Annotated in this window: 19 protein-coding genes; 13 read left to right on the top strand and 6 right to left on the bottom strand. The window is 60.9% G+C overall.

Going from position 1 to position 19,234, the window contains the following annotated elements:
• Positions 1–111: 111 nt before the first annotated feature.
• The 10 genes from LQ231_RS12135 to LQ231_RS12090 all read left to right on the top strand — a co-directional run bounded on the left by LQ231_RS12135 (position 112) and on the right by LQ231_RS12090 (position 11,092).
• On the top strand, positions 112–1,191 hold the full coding sequence (locus LQ231_RS12135; RefSeq protein WP_230171502.1) for a septal ring lytic transglycosylase RlpA family protein: 1,080 nt from the start codon (positions 112–114) through the stop codon (positions 1,189–1,191).
• Positions 1,192–1,263: 72 nt separating this feature from the next.
• Positions 1,264–2,448 (top strand): D-alanyl-D-alanine carboxypeptidase family protein, encoded by a 1,185-nt coding sequence (locus LQ231_RS12130; protein WP_230171501.1) that lies wholly within the window; start codon positions 1,264–1,266, stop codon positions 2,446–2,448.
• A 130-nt stretch (positions 2,449–2,578) separates the two neighbouring features.
• Positions 2,579–3,271, top strand: coding sequence for a dTMP kinase (gene tmk / locus LQ231_RS12125; RefSeq protein WP_230171500.1), 693 nt, complete (start codon positions 2,579–2,581; stop codon positions 3,269–3,271).
• Positions 3,268–4,293 (top strand): DNA polymerase III subunit delta', encoded by a 1,026-nt coding sequence (locus LQ231_RS12120; RefSeq protein ID WP_230171499.1) that lies wholly within the window; start codon positions 3,268–3,270, stop codon positions 4,291–4,293. Before tmk ends, LQ231_RS12120 begins: the two co-directional genes overlap by 4 nt.
• A gap of 204 nt (positions 4,294–4,497) precedes the next feature.
• Positions 4,498–6,051: a methionine--tRNA ligase gene (gene metG / locus LQ231_RS12115; RefSeq protein WP_230171498.1), complete on the top strand. Its 1,554-nt coding sequence runs from the start codon at positions 4,498–4,500 to the stop codon at positions 6,049–6,051.
• Between the two features lie 4 nt (positions 6,052–6,055).
• Complete coding sequence (locus tag LQ231_RS12110) at positions 6,056–6,841, top strand: TatD family hydrolase (RefSeq protein ID WP_230171497.1); 786 nt, start codon at positions 6,056–6,058, stop codon at positions 6,839–6,841.
• Positions 6,838–7,665: an MBL fold metallo-hydrolase gene (locus tag LQ231_RS12105; RefSeq protein ID WP_230171496.1), complete on the top strand. Its 828-nt coding sequence runs from the start codon at positions 6,838–6,840 to the stop codon at positions 7,663–7,665. The genes LQ231_RS12110 and LQ231_RS12105 overlap by 4 nt, the downstream gene beginning before the upstream one ends.
• A gap of 148 nt (positions 7,666–7,813) precedes the next feature.
• Complete coding sequence (locus LQ231_RS12100) at positions 7,814–9,187, top strand: ISNCY family transposase (RefSeq protein ID WP_230171495.1); 1,374 nt, start codon at positions 7,814–7,816, stop codon at positions 9,185–9,187.
• Positions 9,188–9,684: 497 nt separating this feature from the next.
• The gene (locus LQ231_RS12095; RefSeq protein ID WP_230171494.1) at positions 9,685–10,284 is read left to right on the top strand and encodes a phophatidylserine decarboxylase associated domain-containing protein; all 600 of its coding nucleotides are present in this window, start codon (positions 9,685–9,687) and stop codon (positions 10,282–10,284) included.
• Between the two features lie 367 nt (positions 10,285–10,651).
• Positions 10,652–11,092, top strand: coding sequence for a DUF4864 domain-containing protein (locus tag LQ231_RS12090; protein ID WP_230171493.1), 441 nt, complete (start codon positions 10,652–10,654; stop codon positions 11,090–11,092).
• A gap of 127 nt (positions 11,093–11,219) precedes the next feature.
• On the opposite strand, the gene tgt is transcribed toward LQ231_RS12090, so the two are convergent.
• The 5 genes from tgt to coaD form a co-directional block, all read right to left on the bottom strand.
• On the bottom strand, positions 11,220–12,374 hold the full coding sequence (tgt, locus tag LQ231_RS12085; protein WP_230173322.1) for a tRNA guanosine(34) transglycosylase Tgt: 1,155 nt from the start codon (positions 12,372–12,374) through the stop codon (positions 11,220–11,222).
• A 16-nt stretch (positions 12,375–12,390) separates the two neighbouring features.
• Positions 12,391–13,494, bottom strand: a complete 1,104-nt coding sequence (queA, locus tag LQ231_RS12080; protein ID WP_230171492.1) for a tRNA preQ1(34) S-adenosylmethionine ribosyltransferase-isomerase QueA — start codon at positions 13,492–13,494, stop codon at positions 12,391–12,393.
• 127 nt (positions 13,495–13,621) lie between these two features.
• Positions 13,622–14,131 (bottom strand): peptidylprolyl isomerase, encoded by a 510-nt coding sequence (locus LQ231_RS12075; RefSeq protein ID WP_113141383.1) that lies wholly within the window; start codon positions 14,129–14,131, stop codon positions 13,622–13,624.
• 36 nt (positions 14,132–14,167) lie between these two features.
• Positions 14,168–14,737, bottom strand: a complete 570-nt coding sequence (locus tag LQ231_RS12070; RefSeq protein WP_113141382.1) for a peptidylprolyl isomerase — start codon at positions 14,735–14,737, stop codon at positions 14,168–14,170.
• A 24-nt stretch (positions 14,738–14,761) separates the two neighbouring features.
• Entirely contained in the window at positions 14,762–15,256 is a 495-nt protein-coding gene (coaD, locus tag LQ231_RS12065; protein WP_230171491.1) for a pantetheine-phosphate adenylyltransferase, read from the bottom strand.
• 237 nt (positions 15,257–15,493) lie between these two features.
• Here coaD and LQ231_RS12060 point away from each other — a divergent pair, with 237 nt between their 5' ends.
• The 3 genes from LQ231_RS12060 to LQ231_RS27205 all read left to right on the top strand — a co-directional run bounded on the left by LQ231_RS12060 (position 15,494) and on the right by LQ231_RS27205 (position 16,069).
• Positions 15,494–15,652 (top strand): hypothetical protein, encoded by a 159-nt coding sequence (locus LQ231_RS12060; RefSeq protein WP_230171490.1) that lies wholly within the window; start codon positions 15,494–15,496, stop codon positions 15,650–15,652.
• A 71-nt stretch (positions 15,653–15,723) separates the two neighbouring features.
• On the top strand, positions 15,724–15,876 hold the full coding sequence (locus LQ231_RS12055; protein ID WP_159953079.1) for a hypothetical protein: 153 nt from the start codon (positions 15,724–15,726) through the stop codon (positions 15,874–15,876).
• A 58-nt stretch (positions 15,877–15,934) separates the two neighbouring features.
• Positions 15,935–16,069 carry a hypothetical protein gene (locus tag LQ231_RS27205; protein ID WP_290371353.1) on the top strand — a complete coding sequence of 45 codons (135 nt, stop codon included), beginning with the start codon at positions 15,935–15,937 and terminating at the stop codon, positions 16,067–16,069.
• Positions 16,070–16,249: 180 nt separating this feature from the next.
• On the opposite strand, the gene gyrA is transcribed toward LQ231_RS27205, so the two are convergent.
• On the bottom strand, positions 16,250–19,093 hold the full coding sequence (gyrA, locus tag LQ231_RS12050) for a DNA gyrase subunit A (protein WP_230171489.1): 2,844 nt from the start codon (positions 19,091–19,093) through the stop codon (positions 16,250–16,252).
• Positions 19,094–19,234: the final 141 nt, after the last annotated feature.

Genomic DNA, 19,234 nt, shown 5'->3' with positions numbered 1-19,234 from the left:
CCATTTTTCACAGGCTTCCTTGCTCCGGAATGAGACAGTGGCGGGGTTTCTCGCGCGTGACCGGGTTCGTGGCTGGGGATGCCGCGACCGAGATGGACAAAAGTGGGACGCATGGAAGTCAAGGTGAGCGGCCGTTTGATCAGCGGTGCCAAGTGGGTCGGGATTGCGGTTCTCTGCAGCCTTGCCGCATCGTGTTCGACAACCAAGGACACAGCGTCCAACAAGAAGCGTTCGAAGGAATATTTCGCCGAGTCGGAATATGGCGTGAAGGCCAGCCCGCGTCTGGTGGCGAGCGGCCCGGTGCCGAAGGGCGGCGGACGGGCCATGGTCGGCAAGCCTTATACGGTCAAGGGCAAGGTCTATGTGCCGAAGGACAATCCCGGCTATGACAAGACCGGGATCGCCTCCTGGTACGGCACTGCCTTTCACGGCCGGCAGACGGCCAATGGCGAACTCTATGACCAGTATCATCTCTCGGCCGCCCATCCGACCCTGCCGCTGCCGAGCTATGCGCGGGTGACCAACCTCGCCAATGGCAGTTCGGTGGTCGTGCGCATCAACGATCGCGGGCCGTTCCATGCCGGCCGGATCATCGACCTGTCCAACAAGACCGCCGACATGCTCGACATGGCCCATAGCGGCACCGGCAAGGTGCGGGTGCAATATGTCGGCCCGGCGCGCATGGACGGCCACGACATGCCGTTCCTGATGGCCTCCTATGTGAAGAAGGGCGACCGCTCGCCGTATGCCGATCCGCAGGGACAGATCGCATCGGGTGTGATGGTCGCCTCCAACGACGCCGGTATCCCACAATATCGCCCGGGCAATGCAAACGATGCGACGCCGAGCTACCAGACGGCGCTGGCCGGGCCGACGCCGAGCGGCGGTGCGGCGGCCAATACGCTGCAGGCGCAGCTGATGGCCCAGCCGGGCATGGTGACGTCGGCAACGACTGGTGTCATGGAGCAGTTCGCGCTTCTGCCCGATTTCGGACCGTTCCCCGCCGAGCGTCCGGCCCACGTGCCTGGACTGGACGGCTCCGGTTATGCGGCCGCCTACGGCGAAACCGTAGCTCTGCCGCAGGCGGCGCTTGCCTTCGACGCGGTTATGGTGCGCAATGACGGTCTCACCGAGGCCTCGATTCTGTCGTCGGTCGCGCTAGGCAAGACCCGGATTTCCGCCGGGGGCTGAGCGCGGCGCCCGGCGCCAGGGACCTCGGACACCTGCAACGACACCGCCGGGACAAGAAGCCGAAGTTAGTTCATGCAAAATCGCCTTGCCTCGAGGTTCGTCCTCGTTTTCCTGCTGATCGGTCTGTCTGTTTCGCCGCTGTTTGCCAAACGGGGCATGGCGCAGACGACGGCTGCACCAGGCCTGTTCGAAACCAAGGCGGCGCAGGTCTATCTGATCGAAGCTTCGACCGGCACGGTGCTGCTGGCCAAGGGCGAGCGCAAAAGCTTCGCACCGGCGTCGCTGGCCAAGCTGATGACACTGGACGTGGTGTTCGATGCGCTGACGCGCGGCGAGATCCGCCTCGATACGATCTATCCGGTGTCGGAATATGCCTGGCGCACCGGTGGCGCGCCGTCGCGGACGTCGACGATGTTTGCCGCGGTCAAGTCACAGGTGCCGGTTGGTGATCTGATCAAGGGTGTGGCGGTGCAGACGGCCAATGACGGTTGCCTGATCCTGGCCGAGGGTATTTCCGGCTCGGAGGCCAAATTTGTCGAGCGGATGAATGCGCGCGCCAAGGCGCTGGGGCTGAAGGATACCGTGTTCGGCAATGCGACCGGACTGCCGCATCCGGACAATGCCTCGACGCTGGTCGATCTGGTGACGCTGGCGCAGCATCTGCAGACGACCTATCCGGAACTCTATTTGACTTTCAAACTGCCGGAATATGAATGGAACAAGATCCTGCAGCGCAATCGCAATCCGCTGCTGGGCATCGGCGCCGACGGGCTGGGCACGGGATATGCCGAAGGCAGTGGCTTTGCCATCATCGCCTCGGCGGAGCGCAACGGACGGCGACTGTTTCTCGGCATGAACGGGCTTGCCACCGACAAGGAGCGCACGGACGAGGCCAGACGCGTCCTTGACTGGGGCTTCAACGCCTTCGAGATGCGCGAACTGTTCAAGGCGGGCGAGGTGATCGGCGAGGCGAGCGTCTATGGCGGGGCAAGCGATACCGTGCCGCTGGTCGCGGCCAACCCTGTCTCGGTCTATGTGCCGGTCAACAATCCCGAACGGCTGCAGGCAAAAGTGGTCTATCGCTGGCCGCTTGATCCGCCGGTCGCGGACGGAGCCGAAATTGCATCGCTTTCGGTGTTTTCCGGTGAACGGTTGCTGCGCACGGTGCCGCTGAAGAGCGCATCGAGCGTCGAGGTCGGGACGCTGCGCCAGCGCGCCAGCGACGCGTTGATCGAAATGCTGTTCTTCTGGTTATAGTGCGAAAAGCCCGATCCGGGCGGCATCCGGGTTTCGCTCGACACATTCTTGCGCTAGAGGCGTTGTAAGGCCTCTGATGGCATTTACAAAAACGCCTCACGGCGACAGACAAGCGGGAAGTGGGCAGGCATTGGCAACCGGACGCGGATTGTTCGTCAGTTTCGAGGGAGGCGAGGGGGCTGGGAAATCGACCCAGATCCGCCGCCTGGCCGAGAGCCTGCGCCAGAAGGGCCATCAGGTGCTGCTGACGCGCGAACCGGGAGGCTCGCCGGGTGCCGAAGCCCTGCGGCATGTTCTGTTGTCCGGAGCCGCCGAAGCCTTTGGCGTGCGCATGGAGGCGATGCTGTTTGCGGCGGCGCGGGCAGATCATCTGGAAACCGTCATCCGGCCGGCGCTGGTGAACGGCCAAATCGTGCTGTGCGACCGCTTCGTCGATTCCTCGCGGGTCTATCAGGGGGTAACCGGCAATCTTGAGCCGGCGCTGATGGCGGCACTTGAGCGCGTGGCTGTCGGCGAGACCATGCCGGACCTGACGCTGATCCTCGATCTTCCGGCCGATGTCGGGCTGGCGCGCGCGCGTCGTCGGGCCGGCGAACGGAGTGAGACTTCAGCGCCAGACCGGTTCGAGCGTGAGGACACCGACGTGCACGAAAAACGGCGCCAGGCGTTTCTCGACATTGCCCAGCGCGAGCCGGCGCGCTGCCGCGTCGTCGATGCGAGCCTGGATGTCGATCGGATTGCCAAAGACATTGTCGCAGAGGTGACGCTGGTTCTGGCGCAGCGCGGTGGATTTGCCAGACCTGAGACGGCGGCGAGCCGATGAGCGAGGAACGGGCAGGCTTGCTGGACGGCGCCATCGCGCCGATGCTGAATACCAGGCTGTTCGGCCACCGGGATGCCGAGGATTTCCTGGCGCGCGGCTACAAGTCCGGCAAGGGCCATCACGCCATCCTGATCGAAGGGCCGGAAGGTATCGGCAAGGCGACGCTCGCTTTCCGCTTTGCCAATCACGTCCTGCGTTATCCCGATCCGCTAACGGCACCCGACACGATCGCCGACCCCGATCCGGACCACCCGATCAGCCGACAGATTGCCTCCGGTGCCAGCCATAACCTGCTGCATCTGTCACGGCCGGTGGACGACAAGACCGGACGGGTGAAATCTGCGATCACCGTCGATGAAGTGCGTCGCGCCGGACATTTTTTCAGCCAGACCTCGGGCACCGGCAATTGGCGCATCGTGATCATCGATCCGGCCGATGATCTCAACCGCAACGCCGCCAATGCAATCCTGAAGATCCTCGAGGAACCGCCGAAGCGGGCGATGTTCCTGGTGCTCAGCCATGCGCCGGGCAAGCTCCTGCCGACCATCCGGTCGCGCTGCCTGCCGCTCCGGCTCGATCAGCTTTCACCCGATGCCATGGACCAGGCGCTCGGCCAGCTCGGGCTTGCCATTCCAGCCGAGCGGCGCGACGCGGTGCTGGCGCTTGCCAAGGGAAGCGTGGCACGTGCCCTGAAACTGGTCAATTATGGTGGTGCCGACATCCTGGCCGCCTTCGACGAGATGCTGGCGGCCAAAGGGCCGGCGCAGCGCCGGATGATGTTCAAGATCGCCGATGCGCTGTCGGGCAAGGACAGCGAGGTGGCGTTCGGCTTTTTCACCGAACACCTCGGCGATCATCTCGCCGATCTGGCGCGGGGCCTGGCTTTGTCGGGCGATCTGAATGCTGCCGAACACTATGCGCGGCTCACCTCGACGATCAACGAGCAGCTGTCGATTGCCGCTGGCTACAATCTCGACCGTAAGCAGACCATTCTCGACGTGCTGGCCGCAATCGCGCGGTGAAACGCCTGACGTGGCGACAGGCGTGACATTGCCACTGCCCGACATTGCGACTGGGCAGTGCAGCAAACTTGCTGTTCCTAAAGGCGGCAGAATGTTTTAAGAGCGTTCGACCCCATTTGTCGTCGCCGTTCCTGGCCGGCCCTTTCGCGCCGCCATTGTCCGGCCCCAAGACAATCGCAACCGACGAAAAGACAACAAGAAGCCATGAGCGATCCGTATTACATCACCACCGCCATTTCCTATCCGAACGGCAAGCCGCATATCGGCCATGCCTATGAGCTGATCGCGACCGACGCCATGGCGCGGTTCCAGCGGCTCGACGGACGCGACGTGTTCTTCCTGACCGGCACGGACGAACATGGCCAGAAGATGCAGCAGACGGCGCGCGCCGAAGGCATTTCGCCGGAAGAGCTGGCCGAGCGCAATTCGAACGAATTCCGCGCCATGGGCACGCTTTTGAACGCGTCGAACGACGACTTCATCCGCACCACCGAACAGCGTCACCACCAGACCGTGCAGGAAGTCTGGCGGCGGATGGAAAAGAACGGCGACATCTACAAGGGCGGCTATGCCGGCTGGTATTCGGTGCGCGACGAGGCCTACTACCAGGAAGACGAGACCGAGCTGCGCGCCGATGGCGTGCGTTACGGGCCGCAGGGCACGCCGGTCGAATGGGTCGAGGAGGAAAGCTATTTCTTCAAGCTGTCGGCCTATGAAGACAAGCTGTTGAAGCTCTACGAGGACCAGCCGGATTTCATCGGTCCGAACGAGCGGCGCAACGAGGTGATCTCCTTCGTCAAGTCGGGCCTGAAAGACCTGTCGATCTCGCGCACGACGTTTGACTGGGGCGTCAAGGTGCCCGGCGACGACAAACATGTGATGTATGTCTGGGTCGATGCGCTGACCAACTACATCACCGCGACCGGCTATGTCGAAGACCAGAATGGCCCGCGGGCAAAATACTGGCCGGCCGACGCGCATATCATCGGCAAGGACATCATCCGTTTCCACGCCGTCTACTGGCCGGCCTTCCTGATGTCGGCAGGCCTGCCGTTGCCGAAACGCGTCTATGCGCATGGCTTCCTGCTCAACAAGGGCGAGAAGATGTCGAAGTCGCTCGGCAATGTCGTTGATCCGGTCAATCTGGTGAACCATTTCGGTCTCGACCAGGTGCGCTATTTCTTCATGCGCGAAGTCTCGTTCGGCCAGGACGGCAGCTATTCGGAGGAGGGGATCGCCACCCGCATCAACGCCGATCTCGCCAATGGCATCGGCAATCTCGCCAGCCGTTCGCTGTCGATGATCGTGAAGAATTGCGATGGCCGCATCCCGACGCCCGGCCCGCTGACGGAGGCGGACGAGGCGATCCTGAAGATTGCCGACGAGGCGATCACCATCTGCCGCGAGGAGATGGACAAGCAGCAGATCCACAAGGCGGTGGCGGCGATCATCAACATCGTCAACGAGGCCGACCGCTATTTCGCCGCCCAGGCGCCGTGGGTGCTGAAAAAGACCGACGAGGCGCGCATGGGCACCGTGCTTTATGTGACGGCCGACGTGGTGCGCCAGATCGCCATCCTGTTCCAGCCGATCATGCCGGCATCTGCGGCAAAACTGCTCGACCTGGTGGCAGTCGCGGCCGAAGACCGCGTGTTTTCAAAGCTTGGTGCTGCCGGTCGGCTGACACCCGGCACGGTGCTTGAAGCACCATCGCCGGTTTTCCCGCGTTATGTTGCGCCGGAAGCGGACAAGGCCTGAGCGCATGTTGATCGATACGCATTGCCACCTCGACTTTGCCGATTTCGACGCCGAGCGCGACGAACTGGTGACGCGCGCCCATCAGGCGGGCGTCAAACAGATGGTCACCATCTCGACCCGAGTGAGGAAGCTCGACACGCTGCTGGCGCTGACGGAACGTTATCCGAGCGTGTTCTGCTCGGTCGGCACGCATCCGAACAATGCCGGCGACGAGCTCGACGTGACAGCGGACGAGCTGGTGCGGTTGGCGGAAACCCATGACAAGATCGTGGCGATCGGCGAAGCCGGTCTCGACTATTTCTATGACACGCAGACGCCGGAAGATCAGAAGACCGGCTTCCTGCGCCATATCGAGGCGGCACGGCGCACGCAGCTGCCGCTGGTGATCCACAGCCGCAGCGCCGACGAGGACATGGCGGCGATCCTGACGGAAGAAACAGGGAAGGGCGCTTTCCCCTTCATTCTGCACTGCTTTTCGGCCGGCCAAGCACTGGCCGACACCGGAGTTGCGCTCGGCGGATACATTTCGTTTTCCGGCATCGTGACGTTCCCGAAGTCTGAGGAGTTGCGCGAGATCGCCAAAAGCGTGCCGATGGACCGGCTGCTGGTCGAGACGGATGCGCCATATCTGGCGCCGAAGCGCTGGCGCGGAAAACGCAACGAGCCGTCCTATGTGATCAACACGGCCGAGGTGCTGGCGGAGGTCAAGGGCGTGTCCTATGCCGAGATGGCCGATATCACCACCGCAAACGCGCTGCGCTGCTTTGCGAAAATGCCGAGGCTTGCATGAGTTTTCGCCGCCGGTTCACGCTTCTCGGCTGCTCTTCGTCGCCCGGCGTGCCGCGGATCAACGGCGATTGGGGCGATTGCGATCCGAACGAGCCGAAAAACCGGCGCACACGCGCATCCTTTCTGATCGAGCAGATCGGCCCGGATGGCGGCACGACAACCGTTGTGGTCGATACCGGGCCCGATTTTCGCGAACAGATGATCCGCGCCGGTGTCCAGCGGATCGATGCGGTGATCTACACCCACGCCCATGCGGATCACCTGCACGGCATCGACGACCTGCGCGGCTATTTCCACATCCAGCACCACCGCATTCCGATCCATGCCGATGCCTTCACCATGGAGCGCATCGCGATGGGCTTCGGCTACTGCCTGGAGACGCCGCCCGGCAGCAATTATCCGCCGATTGTCGAGCCGCGGATCCTGACAGACCTGAATGCACCGATCGCGGTATCGGGTGCCGGCGGCACGATCTCGCTGCTGCCGCTTTTGCAGCAGCACGGCGATATCATGTCGCTCGGCCTGAGGATCGGCGCCGTGGCCTATTGCTGCGACATCAGCGATTTTCCGATGGCCACCGTCGACAAGCTTTCAGAGCTGGATGTGCTGTTCATCGACGCTCTTCAATATCGGCCGCATCCGAGCCATCTGTCGCTCAGTGAAGCGCTCGCGTGGATCGACAGATTGAAGCCGCGTCGCGCGATCCTGACCCACATGCATATCCCGCTCGACTACCGGACTGTGATGGCCGAGACGCCAGCGCATGTCGAGCCGGGTTATGATCAAATGTCGTTTGAAATTCAGATGGTTGATGGATGTAACTGATCTGATGTCACCGCCTTGGCTTGCTGTCTTTTGTTCCATAATCTATCTTATGCGATCACGGTATGTAGCCGCAAAGTTAGAATGTCCTATTTCTGCAAAGTTGGAATGTCACACTCCCCGCGTCTGAACGACGTCTGGGAGATTGCAGATGGGATTGATAGCGATGAGCGAGCGCGATCTGCAGCGGATTGAGGTTTTGTCGAAGGTAACGGCTGGCCGTATGACGATGGTCTCGGCGGCGCATGTGCTTGACCTGAGCGAGCGCCAGGTGCGCCGGGTGCTGCAACGGATGCGCACGTACGGCGCGGCGTCGATCCGACACAAGGCGATCGGCCGGCCGTCGAACAACCGGATCAGCGACGGCGTTCGGGATTACGCGGTGACCCTGGTTCGGGAATGTTATGCGGACTTCGGTCCGACCCTGGCTTCAGAGATGCTGGCTGAGCGGGAGAGATTGTGTGTGTCGCGCGAGACGCTGCGACGCTGGATGATCGATGCCGGCATCTGGCTGTCACGCAAGCAACGTCGGACGTTTCATCAGCCAAGATTGCGTCGCGAGGCTTACGGCGAGTTGGTGCAGATTGATGGCTCTGACCATCGTTGGTTCGAGGACCGTGGCGATCCATGTTCGTTATTGGTGTTCATCGACGATGCGACCGGCAAGTTGATGCTGTTGCAGTTTGTGCGGTCGGAAAGTGCGTTTTCGTACTTTGAAGCACTGGCACTGTATCTGCGCGAACATGGCGCCCCGATTGCGTTTTATTCAGACAAGCATTCGGTGTTCCGGGTGGTAAAGAAGGATGCCAAGGGCGGCCAGGCGATGACCCAGTTCGGGCGTGCGCTTTGCGAGCTAAACATCGAGATTCTCTGCGCAAATTCAAGCCAAGCGAAAGGCCGTGTCGAACGGATGAACCGGACATTGCAGGATCGTCTGGTCAAGGCACTGCGACTCGCCGGGGTCGACAACATGGCGGCTGGCAACGCATTTCTGTCGAGTTTCATGAGCCGGTACAATGCTCGATTTTCGGTCGTCCCTGCCCGTTCTGATGATTTGCACCGGCCGCTGAATCTGGCGCCGGATCGATTGACCGAGATCCTGTGCAAACGCGAGCAGCGTTATGTCGGAACACAGCTGACGTTCTCGTTTGAACGCAAGCGGATCATGCTGAAAGAGACCGAGGTGACGCGTGGTCTGGTTGGTCGCTATGTCGAGACCTATGCCTATGCGGATGGTCGGCTGGATGTGCGTTGGAAAGGCTATTCCCTACCCTACACAGTATTCGACAAGGACCAGCGGGTGACGCATGCGGCAATCACCGACAATAAGCGGCTTGGTGATATTCTGGCTTACGTCAAGGAGCGCCAGGACCAACGGGTGCCGCCGGTCGTCAAGACCAACAGCGAGAAGATTGGCTACCAATCACGGGGTCGAAAGCCGGGCAGGAAAACGGATTTCACGAATGATCCGGTGGTGATTGCAAAACGGAAGAAGGCGCTCTCGCGGCAGGACGCCGCGGAGTGAGGCGTCGGTCCATCGTCTTAAAGCTAAAGCCGAAGGGCTGTGCCCCACCCGCCCCGATCTGATCTTGCAAGCGGATCTGCCGCTCAGATCGGGGCTGATCGTGGTGCCCGGTGGTGACCAAAGGACATTTCTACTTTGCACCACCGCGGACATTTCAACCTTGCTGCCACACGGTATTTGTGTGGGGTGGGTTCAAGGATGAAGTGCGGCAGTCTCTTCGGTCGAACGACTTCCAGCGCGTCTGCCCCGTTGCCTCCAGTGCCGCGACCCTTATCGCCACGCTGTCTGTTCACTTTTGGGTTCTGTCCCATTTTGGACCGATTGCGGCATCGCGGTTTGCCGATCATTATCCATGACCTAGGCAAATCATCGATACCCCTCTCAATCCAGGGATGTATTTTTTGCCGCGCCGCACTAGGCTGCGATTGTCTATCCGGGTGTTGCTTGCCCGGATGAAAATCGATTCAATCTCAGCACGGATGCAGAGGTCGCATGTCATGGATGGAAGTCAGGCAACGGTGAACGCGCAGGTCGATGGCGGGTTTTCCAAGGAGGCAATTGTCACCGCCGGCTGGATCCAGCGGATACGGGCCCTCGTCAGAGTGACACCGATGGAGTTCGCTGCTCCGGTCACCGCATTCCGTGACATGGTGTACAAGGATCCGGGCCTCTGCAGTCAAGCGGAAAGGATGTTCGCCGACGCATATGCGCAAGCGCCGATCACGCCGTTCGGGCGACCGTCGCTGGAAAATTTCGACGAGTTCCTTGGCGTTCTCAACCTGTTGATGCACACGGCTCACGAGAGCGATCACGATATCAGGATACCATTCTCGGACGGGTCCACCGGCGTTGTCATCGATGTCCTGCTCGATTGGCCTTTGGCAACGGAAGCTGGACATCGCTTCTTCTCAAATATGCTCGTCAATCAACAATTCAGTTCGATCCGTGCATTGTTGACGACCTGTGCCATGCCGATCGTTCTAGCATCCGAGGCCGAGGCGCCTGGCGACAGTATCGATCTGGTGCCGGCTAGGCTCAAACCCAGTATGACATCAGACGCACTGACACGATGGCAGCGGGACATCTCTTTGGCTTGAAAGGCCCCCCTACTCGCTTGTTGTCGCCCTTCACCGGCATCATGATGGCATTGATGAATGCTTGGGTGCCGCCACCGAGGCAGACGAAGCATTACCCTGGCATCTGCGCGCGCCAGGGATTGAATTTCAGCATGAACAAATACTATCAAACCATTGTTTTGTTACATTATTATTTGTTTATTTGCACGTAGCCGCCAGCCGGCGCGCCGATTGGCCTAAGCTTTGACGGGCCAGTCAAGTGACGACTTTCGCGGGAAACGTGGCTTTCCTCGGCCCGTGGCCGCGCGAATAAATGACAAAAGCCCTTTTCGAATTGAAAAATCGTCCTATCCTCTACATTCGCGGCGACTAAAAAAGGGGAAGCACGATGCGCAGTCGATTTGCAGTGGCCCTTGTTGTTCTGGCCGGGTTTTACCCCGGACTGGCTTATACCAATGATCTCGCGGCCGGCGACCCGGCCGATCAGGCGCGGCAGGTGATCACGCAGCAGATCACCGCGTTTTTGAACAACGACATCCCGGCGGCCTATTCCTTTGCGTCGCCGGAAATCAAGTCGGCCTTTCCCAACGCCGAACGGTTTTTCGAAATGGTGAAGAAGAGTTATGAACCGGTCTATCGACCCGGAAACTTTGCCTTTGGCCGCAATCAGGTTTCGCCGGATGGTACGGTTGCCTTTCAGGAAGTGCTGATTTCTGCCCCGGACGGCAAGGACTGGGCGGTGTTTTACGAACTCAAGCGCCAACGTGGCGGCAATTTTGCCATCAATGGCGTGCGCATGATGCGCGAGACCAGTAGCCAAGGAATCTAGGCGGCGAATTTGCCGGCCCGCTACCGGATTCTCGCTCCGGCAGCGACGCTGTGATCGGACAGCGTGCGTGCCCTGCCCGATCCATTCTTCTGTCTGGCGATCAGCTCAGCGTTCGGTCCACCGACCGTCAGAGCTTGTCGATATCACCGCGGTTCCACATCTCGATGGTTTCCGCCTTGAAGTCCTCGAAGCGGTTCTCGGCGATCGCCTTGCGGATGCCCTGCATCAGTTCCTGGTAGTAGGACAGGTTGTTCCACGATAGCAGCATGCCACCGAGGGCTTCATTGGAGCGCACCAGATGGTGCAGATAGGCGCGGGAATAATCGCGGGCGGCCGGGCAGGACGACTGGTCGTCGAGCGGGCGGATGTCTTCGGCGTGGCGGGCGTTGCGGATATTGACCTTGCCGCGGCGGGTGAAAGCGAGACCATGGCGACCGGAGCGGGTCGGCATGACGCAGTCGAACATATCGATGCCCTCGCCGACCGATTTCAGCATGTCGTCCGGCGTGCCGACGCCCATCAGGTAACGCGGCTTTTCAACCGGCAGGACCGGCAGCGTGATGCCGAGCATTTCCAGCATGACGGCTTGCGGCTCACCGACCGCGAGACCGCCGACGGCATAGCCCTTCAGGTCGAGCTGTTTCAGGCCCTCGGCCGAGCGGACGCGCAATGCCGGCTGGTCGCCGCCCTGGACGATGCCGAACATGGCCTTGCCCGGCTGATTGCCGAAGGCGACACGGCAACGTTCGGCCCAGCGCAGCGACAGTTCCATGGCGCGCTCGATCTCGCGCGGCTCATTGGGCAGCGCCACACATTCGTCGAGCTGCATCTGGATATCGCTGTCGAGCAAACCCTGGATCTCGATCGAGCGCTCGGGCGACATATGATGCAGAGAACCGTCGACATGGCTCTTGAAGGTGACACCCTGCTCGTCGAGCTTGCGCAGGCCCGACAGCGACATGACCTGGAAGCCACCTGAATCGGTCAGGATCGGGCCTGGCCAGCGGATCAGCTCATGCAGGCCGCCGAGGCGGGCGACACGTTCCGGGCCGGGGCGCAGCATCAGGTGGTAGGTATTGCCGAGAATGATGTCGGCGCCGCCTTCCTTGACCTGGTCGAGATACATGGCCTTGACCGTACCGACGGTGCCGACCGGCATGAAGGCCGGCGTGCGGATCGTGCCGCGCGGCATGGTGATCTCGCCGAGGCGGGCCTTGCCGCTGGTCGCCTTCAGGGTGAAGGTGAAGTTCTCGGACGTGGTTTCGGGCGCGCTTTCGGACATTTCATCGGACATGGAATTATTGGTCTTTCCGGAATAGCAGGCTGGAGTCGCCATAAGAGTAGAAACGGTAGCCATTTTCGATCGCATGGGCATAGGCCGCATGCATGGTCTCGAAGCCGGCAAAGGCCGAGACCAGCATGAACAGGGTCGATTTCGGCAGGTGGAAATTGGTCATCAGCATGTCGACCGCCTTGAACCGGTAGCCGGGTGTGATGAAGATGCCGGTGGCACCGGACCATGCGGGGATGTGACCGTCGTCACGCGCCGCACTCTCGATCAGGCGCAGCGAGGTCGTGCCGACGCAGACGATGCGGTTGCCGCGGGCGCGCACGGCGTTGAGGGCCGCGGCCGTCCCGGCCGAGACATGACCGATTTCCTGGTGCATCTTGTGCTCGGCCGTATCGTCGGCCTTGACCGGCAGGAATGTGCCGGCGCCGACATGCAGGGTGACGAAATGGCGTTCGATCCCGGCGGCGTCCAATCTTGCAAACAGGTCTGGCGTGAAGTGGAGACCGGCGGTGGGGGCAGCGACGGCACCATCCTCCCGCGCGTAGATCGTCTGGTAGTCAGCCCGGTCCTTTTCGTCTTCCGGCCGCTTGGCGGCTATATAGGGCGGAAGCGGGATATGGCCGACGGTGGCGATCGCCTGGTCGAGATCGGGACCGGAGAGATCGAAGGCGAGCTCGATTTCGCCGGCCTCGCCTTTTTCGGCGACGGTCGCATCCAGCGTGCCGAGCAGGCAGGCGCTGCCCTCGCCCGCAGCATTTCCCGGATGACCGAAGCGCATGCGATCTCCGACCTTGATGCGTTTACCCGGCTTGGCGAAGGCCTTCCAGCGACTGGCGCCGACACGCATATGCAGCGTGCAGGAGACGGCGATCTCCTCGGCGCCTTCGCGATACCGGATGCCCTCGAGCTGGGCTGGAATGACCTTGGTGTCGTTGAAGACCAGTGCATCGCCCGGCTGGAGAAATGATGGCAGATCGAAAACCTGACGGTCTTCCAGCAAGGGTTCGGCTTCCGGCCTGACGATCAGGAAACGGGCATGGTCGCGCGGGCTTGCCGGCCGCAGCGCGATATTGTCGTCCGGCAGATCGAAGTCGAAAAGGTCTACACGCATACTGATCGGTCTATCTGTTGTCTTGCGGTGTCGGGCTATCCCTGCCACCTCGCTTTGCCATGCGTCTTAAAATGCGAAAACCCGCCCGGGCGCAAGGCGCCGAGGCGGGTTCCTGCGAGACGATGCCTCAGGCGTCGGCAGCGACCTTCATCGAGACGATCGAGTCCGGATCGCGAACCGGCTCGCCGCGCTTGATCGTGTCGACGACGTCCATGCCCTCGATGACCTGGCCCCAGGCAGTATATTGCTTGTTCAGCCACGGTGCATCGGTGAAGCAGATGAAGAACTGCGAGTTGGCGGAGTTCGGGTTCTGCGAACGGGCCATCGAGCAGGTGCCGCGGGTGTGGTTGGTGGCCGAGAATTCAGCCTTCAGGTCGGGCTTGGACGATCCGCCCATGCCGGCACGACCCGGGTTGAAGTCCGCACCGCCCTGCTTGCCGTACTGGACGTCGCCGGTCTGGGCCATGAAGTCCTCGATGACGCGGTGGAAAACCACGCCGTCATAGGCGCCTTCGCGCGACAGTTCCTTGATCCGGGCAACGTGGCCTGGCGCCAGGTCCGGGAACAGCGAGATCACGACCTTACCCTTGGTCGTTTCCATGATGATGGTGTTTTCCGGATCCTTGATCTCGGCCATAGGCTTTCTCCTTATTGTGGGGCGATTGCCCGATTATCAGTTGCGACCGACGGTGACCTTCACCATGCGGTCGGGGTTCGAGACTTCGCCATTGCCGCCTTCGCCGCGCTTGATCTTGTCAACGGCATCCATGCCGGCGACAACCTTGCCGACGACGGTGTACTGGCCGTTGAGGAAGCCACCTTCGGCAAACATGATGAAGAACTGCGAGTTGGCGGAATTCGGATCCTGGCTGCGGGCCATGCCGATCGTGCCGCGCTCGAACGGCACGCTGGAAAATTCGGCCGGCAGGTCAGGCATGCTGGAGCCGCCGGTGCCGGCGCGCGAACCGTCAAAACCGTTTTCCATGTCACCGAACTGCACGTCACCGGTCTGGGCCATGAAGCCCTCGATGACGCGGTGGAAGGCGACATTGTCATATTCGCCCTTCTTGGCCAGTTCCTTGATCTGCGCGACATGCTTGGGCGCAACGTCCGGCATCAGCTGGATCACGACCGGGCCATCTTTCAACTGGATGGTGAGGAAATCGTCGTTCGACTGGGCCTGTGCGGTGCCGAAGCCGGCGACGGCGAGAAAAAATGCGGTTGCGAGATGGACGAGCTTCATGGTCACTCCGGTCATGTCTGGGGCTTAACGCCCGTGTCTGGATTTGAGGGCTGCAAGAACAGCGGCCGGCACAAAGGCGCTCACATCGCCACCCATGGCGGCGATCTGCCGGACCAATGTGGCGGTAATGGGCCGCGACGCCGTTCCGGCGGGCAGGAAAACGGTCTGCAACTCGGGTGCCATATGGCCATTCATACCGGCGAGCTGCATCTCATAGTCGAAATCGGTGCCGTCACGCAGGCCGCGCACCAAAAGGCGCGCACCGTGGCTGCGGGCGGCATCGACAGCGAGACCGTCAAAAGCAACGACATCGATATCCCCTGCCCGGCCCGGCAAGGTTTGCATCAGCGCCTGCCGGATCAAGTCTGCGCGCTCCTCATAGGTAAAGAGCGGCGTCTTGCCGGGATGGATGCCGATGGCGACGATAACTTTGCCGGCGACATTGAGCGCCTGGACGATTACATCGAGATGACCATTGGTCATTGGATCGAATGAGCCTGGATAAAATGCCGTTGTCATGACATCCCGATCATTGTTTTCGACCGCCTTTTGTCATGGAAGGCGGTTCACCGCAAGCGATTTGCCACGCCGATGGCAAGTCGATCTCCCGTGCCGATCGCCAAGACGCCGTCTCCTCGATGCTGTCCTCGCTGGACAGGTGAATGGCGGATGAATGGCGTATTCAAGGCCGGGTCAGGTCAGGCTTGGTAAAACGGCATCATTGTTAAACAGCACCTGGCAGATAAAGGTCAACCGATGCTCGCCCTACTTGTCACCTCCGCCGTACTTGCTTCGCTCATGGTGGAAATCGGCATTGCCGTCGCACGGACCTATCTGGAGACTGTTCCAGATGACCATGAAGATGAACGCCAGATGAACAGCACGTTCAAGCGCACTTCAGGCGCGGTTCGTTAAACACTTTTCTACACTGCGCAGGAACCATTCCTGATCGTGAACATTATTACGGAATACGAAGGACGAGAGCCATGCATGACAAAGTTACCCTGATCAACCTGGTTTGGATGATGATGATGACTGCCATGGTTGCGACTTCCGCAACCTTCTATGTCAACGATAGCAAAGACGCCAAGTATTACGGCCCGCCGATGACTGCCCGCTACCATAGCTTCGGTCATTAATCGGACATCAAAACTTCGCCGCTAAATACGAAACGTCGCTGAAACAGAAAGGAAGACCATGTTCGCCACCCTCACGGTTCTTGCCGCTCTTATCAGTGGTATGTTCGTTGCCTCCGTGGCTTCGACGGTCACGGCGCTGAAGCGCGAAAACGAAGATTTCCGGGCCATGATGGAGCGCCGCAAGGCCTTCTAAGCTCAATATGAACGGCCGGCCCGTGGATCCACACGCGGGCATCAGAAGCCGCAAAAACTTGATGCCAGACCTCCAGTCAAAAAGCCCGCCAGGACAATCGTCCGGCGGGCTTTTTCATGTCAGGCTATTGGCGCTGCGCATATTTCCGACCCCGCTGAACGGGGCCGGACAGGTTCGAGCCTAGTCGGCTGTCGGCTCAGAGGTGTCCGGGCCTGCCTTGATCTCGGCCTCATTGGCCTCGTTCACACCGGCTACTTCTTCGCCTACAACGCCTTCTCCGGCGCCTTCGCCGGTGCCTCCGACTGCATCGTCGTCACCTTCCGGCTCGCTGATGCGCTCGACGGAGACAACCTTCTCATCCTTGGCGGTCGAGAAGATGGTCACTCCCTTGGTGGCGCGGCTGGCGATGCGGATACCATCGACCGGCACGCGGATCAGCTGCCCTCCGTCCGAGACCAGCATCAGCTGGTCCTTGTCTTCGACCGGGAAGGCAGCAACGAGTTCGCCGATCTCACTGGTCTTCGAGGTGTCGGTGGCACGGATCCCCTTGCCGCCACGGCCGGAAATGCGGAAGTCGTAGGACGACGAACGCTTGCCATACCCCTTTTGCGACACGGTCAGGACGAACTGCTCGCGCGCCTTCATCATCTGATAGTCGGCTTCCTGAAGTTCGCCTTCTTCAACGACCTCTTCGCCAACGAGCGCGATATCATCTTCATCAACGCCCATGGCGCGACGCTCGACCGCCGAACGCTTGAGATAGGCTGCACGCTGCCACGGCTCGACGTCGACATGGCCGAGAATGGTCATCGAGATGATCCGGTCGCCGGATGCAAGTGAAATACCACGGACACCGATCGAGTTGCGGCCGGCAAAGACACGCACGTCATCGACCGAGAAGCGGATGGCTTGGCCAAGCGCCGTGGTCATCAGTACGTCGTCAAGTTCGGTACAGGTTTCGACCGAGAGGATCTCGTCGCCCTCTTCCTCGAGCTTCATCGCGATCTTGCCGTTGCGGTTGACCTGGATGAAGTCGGAGAGCTTGTTGCGGCGCACGGTGCCGCGCGTCGTCGAGAACATGACGTCGAGGTTTTCCCAGCTCGTCTCGTCCTCGGGCAACGGCATGATCGAGGTGATGCGCTCGCCGGGCTCCAGCGGGAACATGTTGATCATCGCCTTGCCGCGTGAGGTCGGTGTGCCGATCGGCAGGCGCCAGACCTTTTCCTTGTAGACGATACCGCGCGAGGAGAAGAACAGCACCGGCGTATGGGTGTTGGCGACAAACAGGCGGGTTGCGAAATCCTCGTCCTTCATCGCCATGCCGGAGCGACCCTTGCCGCCGCGACGCTGGGCGCGATAGGTGGCCAGCGGAACGCGCTTGATATAGCCGGCATGCGATACGGTGACGACCATGTCCTCACGGGCAATCAGGTCCTCGTCGTCCATATCCGGACCGCCGTCCATGATGACACTGCGACGCGGAGTGCCAAATTCGTCGCGCACGGCAGCCAGCTCGTCCTTGACGATCGTCTGGATGCGGATGCGCGATGACAGGATGTCGAGATAATCGGCGATTTCCGTGCCGATCTTGTTGAGTTCCTCATCGATTTCATCGCGGCCGAGAGCGGTCAGGCGGGCCAGACGCAGCTCGAGAATGGCGCGCGCCTGCTCTTCGGACAGGTTGTAGGTCAAGTCCTCGTTGATCCGGTGACGCGGATCGTCGATCAGTCGGATCAGCGATTCGACGTCCTTGGCGGGCCAGCGGCGCGTCATAAGCTGTTCACGCGCGGTTGCCGGATCGGGTGCCCTGCGAATTAGCGCGATGACCTCGTCGATATTGGCAACAGCAATCGCCAGGCCGACCAAGACATGCGCACGGTCACGCGCCTTGCGCAGGAGGAACTTGGTGCGGCGGCTGACGACGTCTTCGCGGAATGCGACGAAGGCGCGCAGCATGTCGAGCAGCGTCAACTGTTCCGGCTTGCCGCCATTCAGCGCCACCATATTGCAGCCGAAGGAGGTCTGCAGCGGGGTATAGCGATAGAGCTGATTGAGGATGACGTCGGCATTGGCGTCGCGCTTCAGCTCAATGACGACGCGGTAGCCCTGGCGGTCGGATTCGTCGCGCAGGTCGGAGATGCCTTCGATGCGCTTTTCGCGCACCAGTTCGGCCATCTTCTCGATCATCGTCGACTTGTTCACCTGATAGGGAACCTCGGTAATGATGATCTGCTCGCGGTCGCCACGCATCGGCTCGACACGGGCGACGCCACGCATGATCACCGAGCCGCGGCCGGTCTCATAGGCCGACCGGATGCCGGAACGACCGAGGATCAGGGCACCGGTCGGAAAATCCGGCCCGGGGATGATCTGCATCAGTTCCGGCAGTTCGATAGCCGGGTTTTCGATCAGCGCAATGCAGCCGTCGATCACTTCGACCAAGTTGTGCGGCGGAATATTGGTCGCCATGCCGACCGCGATGCCGCCGGCGCCATTGACGAGCAGGTTCGGGAACTTGGCCGGGACGACAACCGGCTCCGACATGGTGCCGTCGTAGTTGTCACGGAAGTCGACCGTTTCCTTGTCGAGATCGTCGAGCAGCGCATGCGCCACCTTCTGCAGCCGGCACTCGGTGTAACGCTGGGCTGCCGGTGGATCGCCATCGATCGAGCCGAAATTGCCCTGACCGTCGATCAGCGGCATGCGCAGCGACCAGTCCTGCGCCATGCGGGCGAGCGCATCATAGATCGCCGAGTCGCCGTGCGGATGGTACTTACCCATCACGTCACCGGTAACGCGGGCGCTCTTGACGTATTTCTTGTTCCAGTCGAGGCCGAGTTCGTTCATGCCAAACAGGATGCGCCGATGCACGGGCTTGAGCCCGTCACGAACATCGGGAAGCGCGCGGCTCACGATCACGCTCATCGCGTAATCGAGATAGGACCGCTGCATTTCCTCCATGATGGAAATAGGCTCGATGCCTTGCGGGAACTTGCCGCCGCCGGGAGTGCTTTGCTCAGTCAAATCAGGTCACGATCTTTTTTCGGAATCACTGGGGATTTTATAGCGGAACAGGCGCGAAAGCGCCAATTTCCAACAGCGTTATAAACAGGCTTTTGCGCCGCTGGAAAGGCAATTACGCCAATATCTTGATGCTTGCCTTGC

It is taken from the genome of Rhizobium sp. CECT 9324, from assembly GCF_918741265.1.
Taxonomy (GTDB): domain Bacteria; phylum Pseudomonadota; class Alphaproteobacteria; order Rhizobiales; family Rhizobiaceae; genus Allorhizobium.
The sequence above is the reverse complement of the archived record's forward strand: the minus strand, read 5'-3'. Positions and strand labels throughout refer to the sequence as shown.

What these genes read in the sequence shown, in the direction of transcription:
- LQ231_RS12135 (WP_230171502.1), top strand. Translation starts at nt 112, where the DNA reads ATGGAAGTCAAGGTGAGCGGCCGTTTGATCAGCGGTGCCAAGTGGGTC.
- LQ231_RS12130 (WP_230171501.1), top strand. Translation starts at nt 1,264, where the DNA reads ATGCAAAATCGCCTTGCCTCGAGGTTCGTCCTCGTTTTCCTGCTGATC.
- LQ231_RS12120 (WP_230171499.1), top strand. Translation starts at nt 3,268, where the DNA reads ATGAGCGAGGAACGGGCAGGCTTGCTGGACGGCGCCATCGCGCCGATG.
- metG (WP_230171498.1), top strand. Translation starts at nt 4,498, where the DNA reads ATGAGCGATCCGTATTACATCACCACCGCCATTTCCTATCCGAACGGC.
- LQ231_RS12110 (WP_230171497.1), top strand. Translation starts at nt 6,056, where the DNA reads ATGTTGATCGATACGCATTGCCACCTCGACTTTGCCGATTTCGACGCC.
- LQ231_RS12105 (WP_230171496.1), top strand. Translation starts at nt 6,838, where the DNA reads ATGAGTTTTCGCCGCCGGTTCACGCTTCTCGGCTGCTCTTCGTCGCCC.
- LQ231_RS12100 (WP_230171495.1), top strand. Translation starts at nt 7,814, where the DNA reads ATGGGATTGATAGCGATGAGCGAGCGCGATCTGCAGCGGATTGAGGTT.
- LQ231_RS12095 (WP_230171494.1), top strand. Translation starts at nt 9,685, where the DNA reads ATGGATGGAAGTCAGGCAACGGTGAACGCGCAGGTCGATGGCGGGTTT.
- LQ231_RS12090 (WP_230171493.1), top strand. Translation starts at nt 10,652, where the DNA reads ATGCGCAGTCGATTTGCAGTGGCCCTTGTTGTTCTGGCCGGGTTTTAC.
- tgt (WP_230173322.1), bottom strand. Translation starts at nt 12,374, where the DNA reads ATGTCCGAAAGCGCGCCCGAAACCACGTCCGAGAACTTCACCTTCACC.
- queA (WP_230171492.1), bottom strand. Translation starts at nt 13,494, where the DNA reads ATGCGTGTAGACCTTTTCGACTTCGATCTGCCGGACGACAATATCGCG.
- LQ231_RS12075 (WP_113141383.1), bottom strand. Translation starts at nt 14,131, where the DNA reads ATGGCCGAGATCAAGGATCCGGAAAACACCATCATCATGGAAACGACC.
- LQ231_RS12070 (WP_113141382.1), bottom strand. Translation starts at nt 14,737, where the DNA reads ATGAAGCTCGTCCATCTCGCAACCGCATTTTTTCTCGCCGTCGCCGGC.
- coaD (WP_230171491.1), bottom strand. Translation starts at nt 15,256, where the DNA reads ATGACAACGGCATTTTATCCAGGCTCATTCGATCCAATGACCAATGGT.
- LQ231_RS12060 (WP_230171490.1), top strand. Translation starts at nt 15,494, where the DNA reads ATGCTCGCCCTACTTGTCACCTCCGCCGTACTTGCTTCGCTCATGGTG.
- LQ231_RS12055 (WP_159953079.1), top strand. Translation starts at nt 15,724, where the DNA reads ATGCATGACAAAGTTACCCTGATCAACCTGGTTTGGATGATGATGATG.
- LQ231_RS27205 (WP_290371353.1), top strand. Translation starts at nt 15,935, where the DNA reads ATGTTCGCCACCCTCACGGTTCTTGCCGCTCTTATCAGTGGTATGTTC.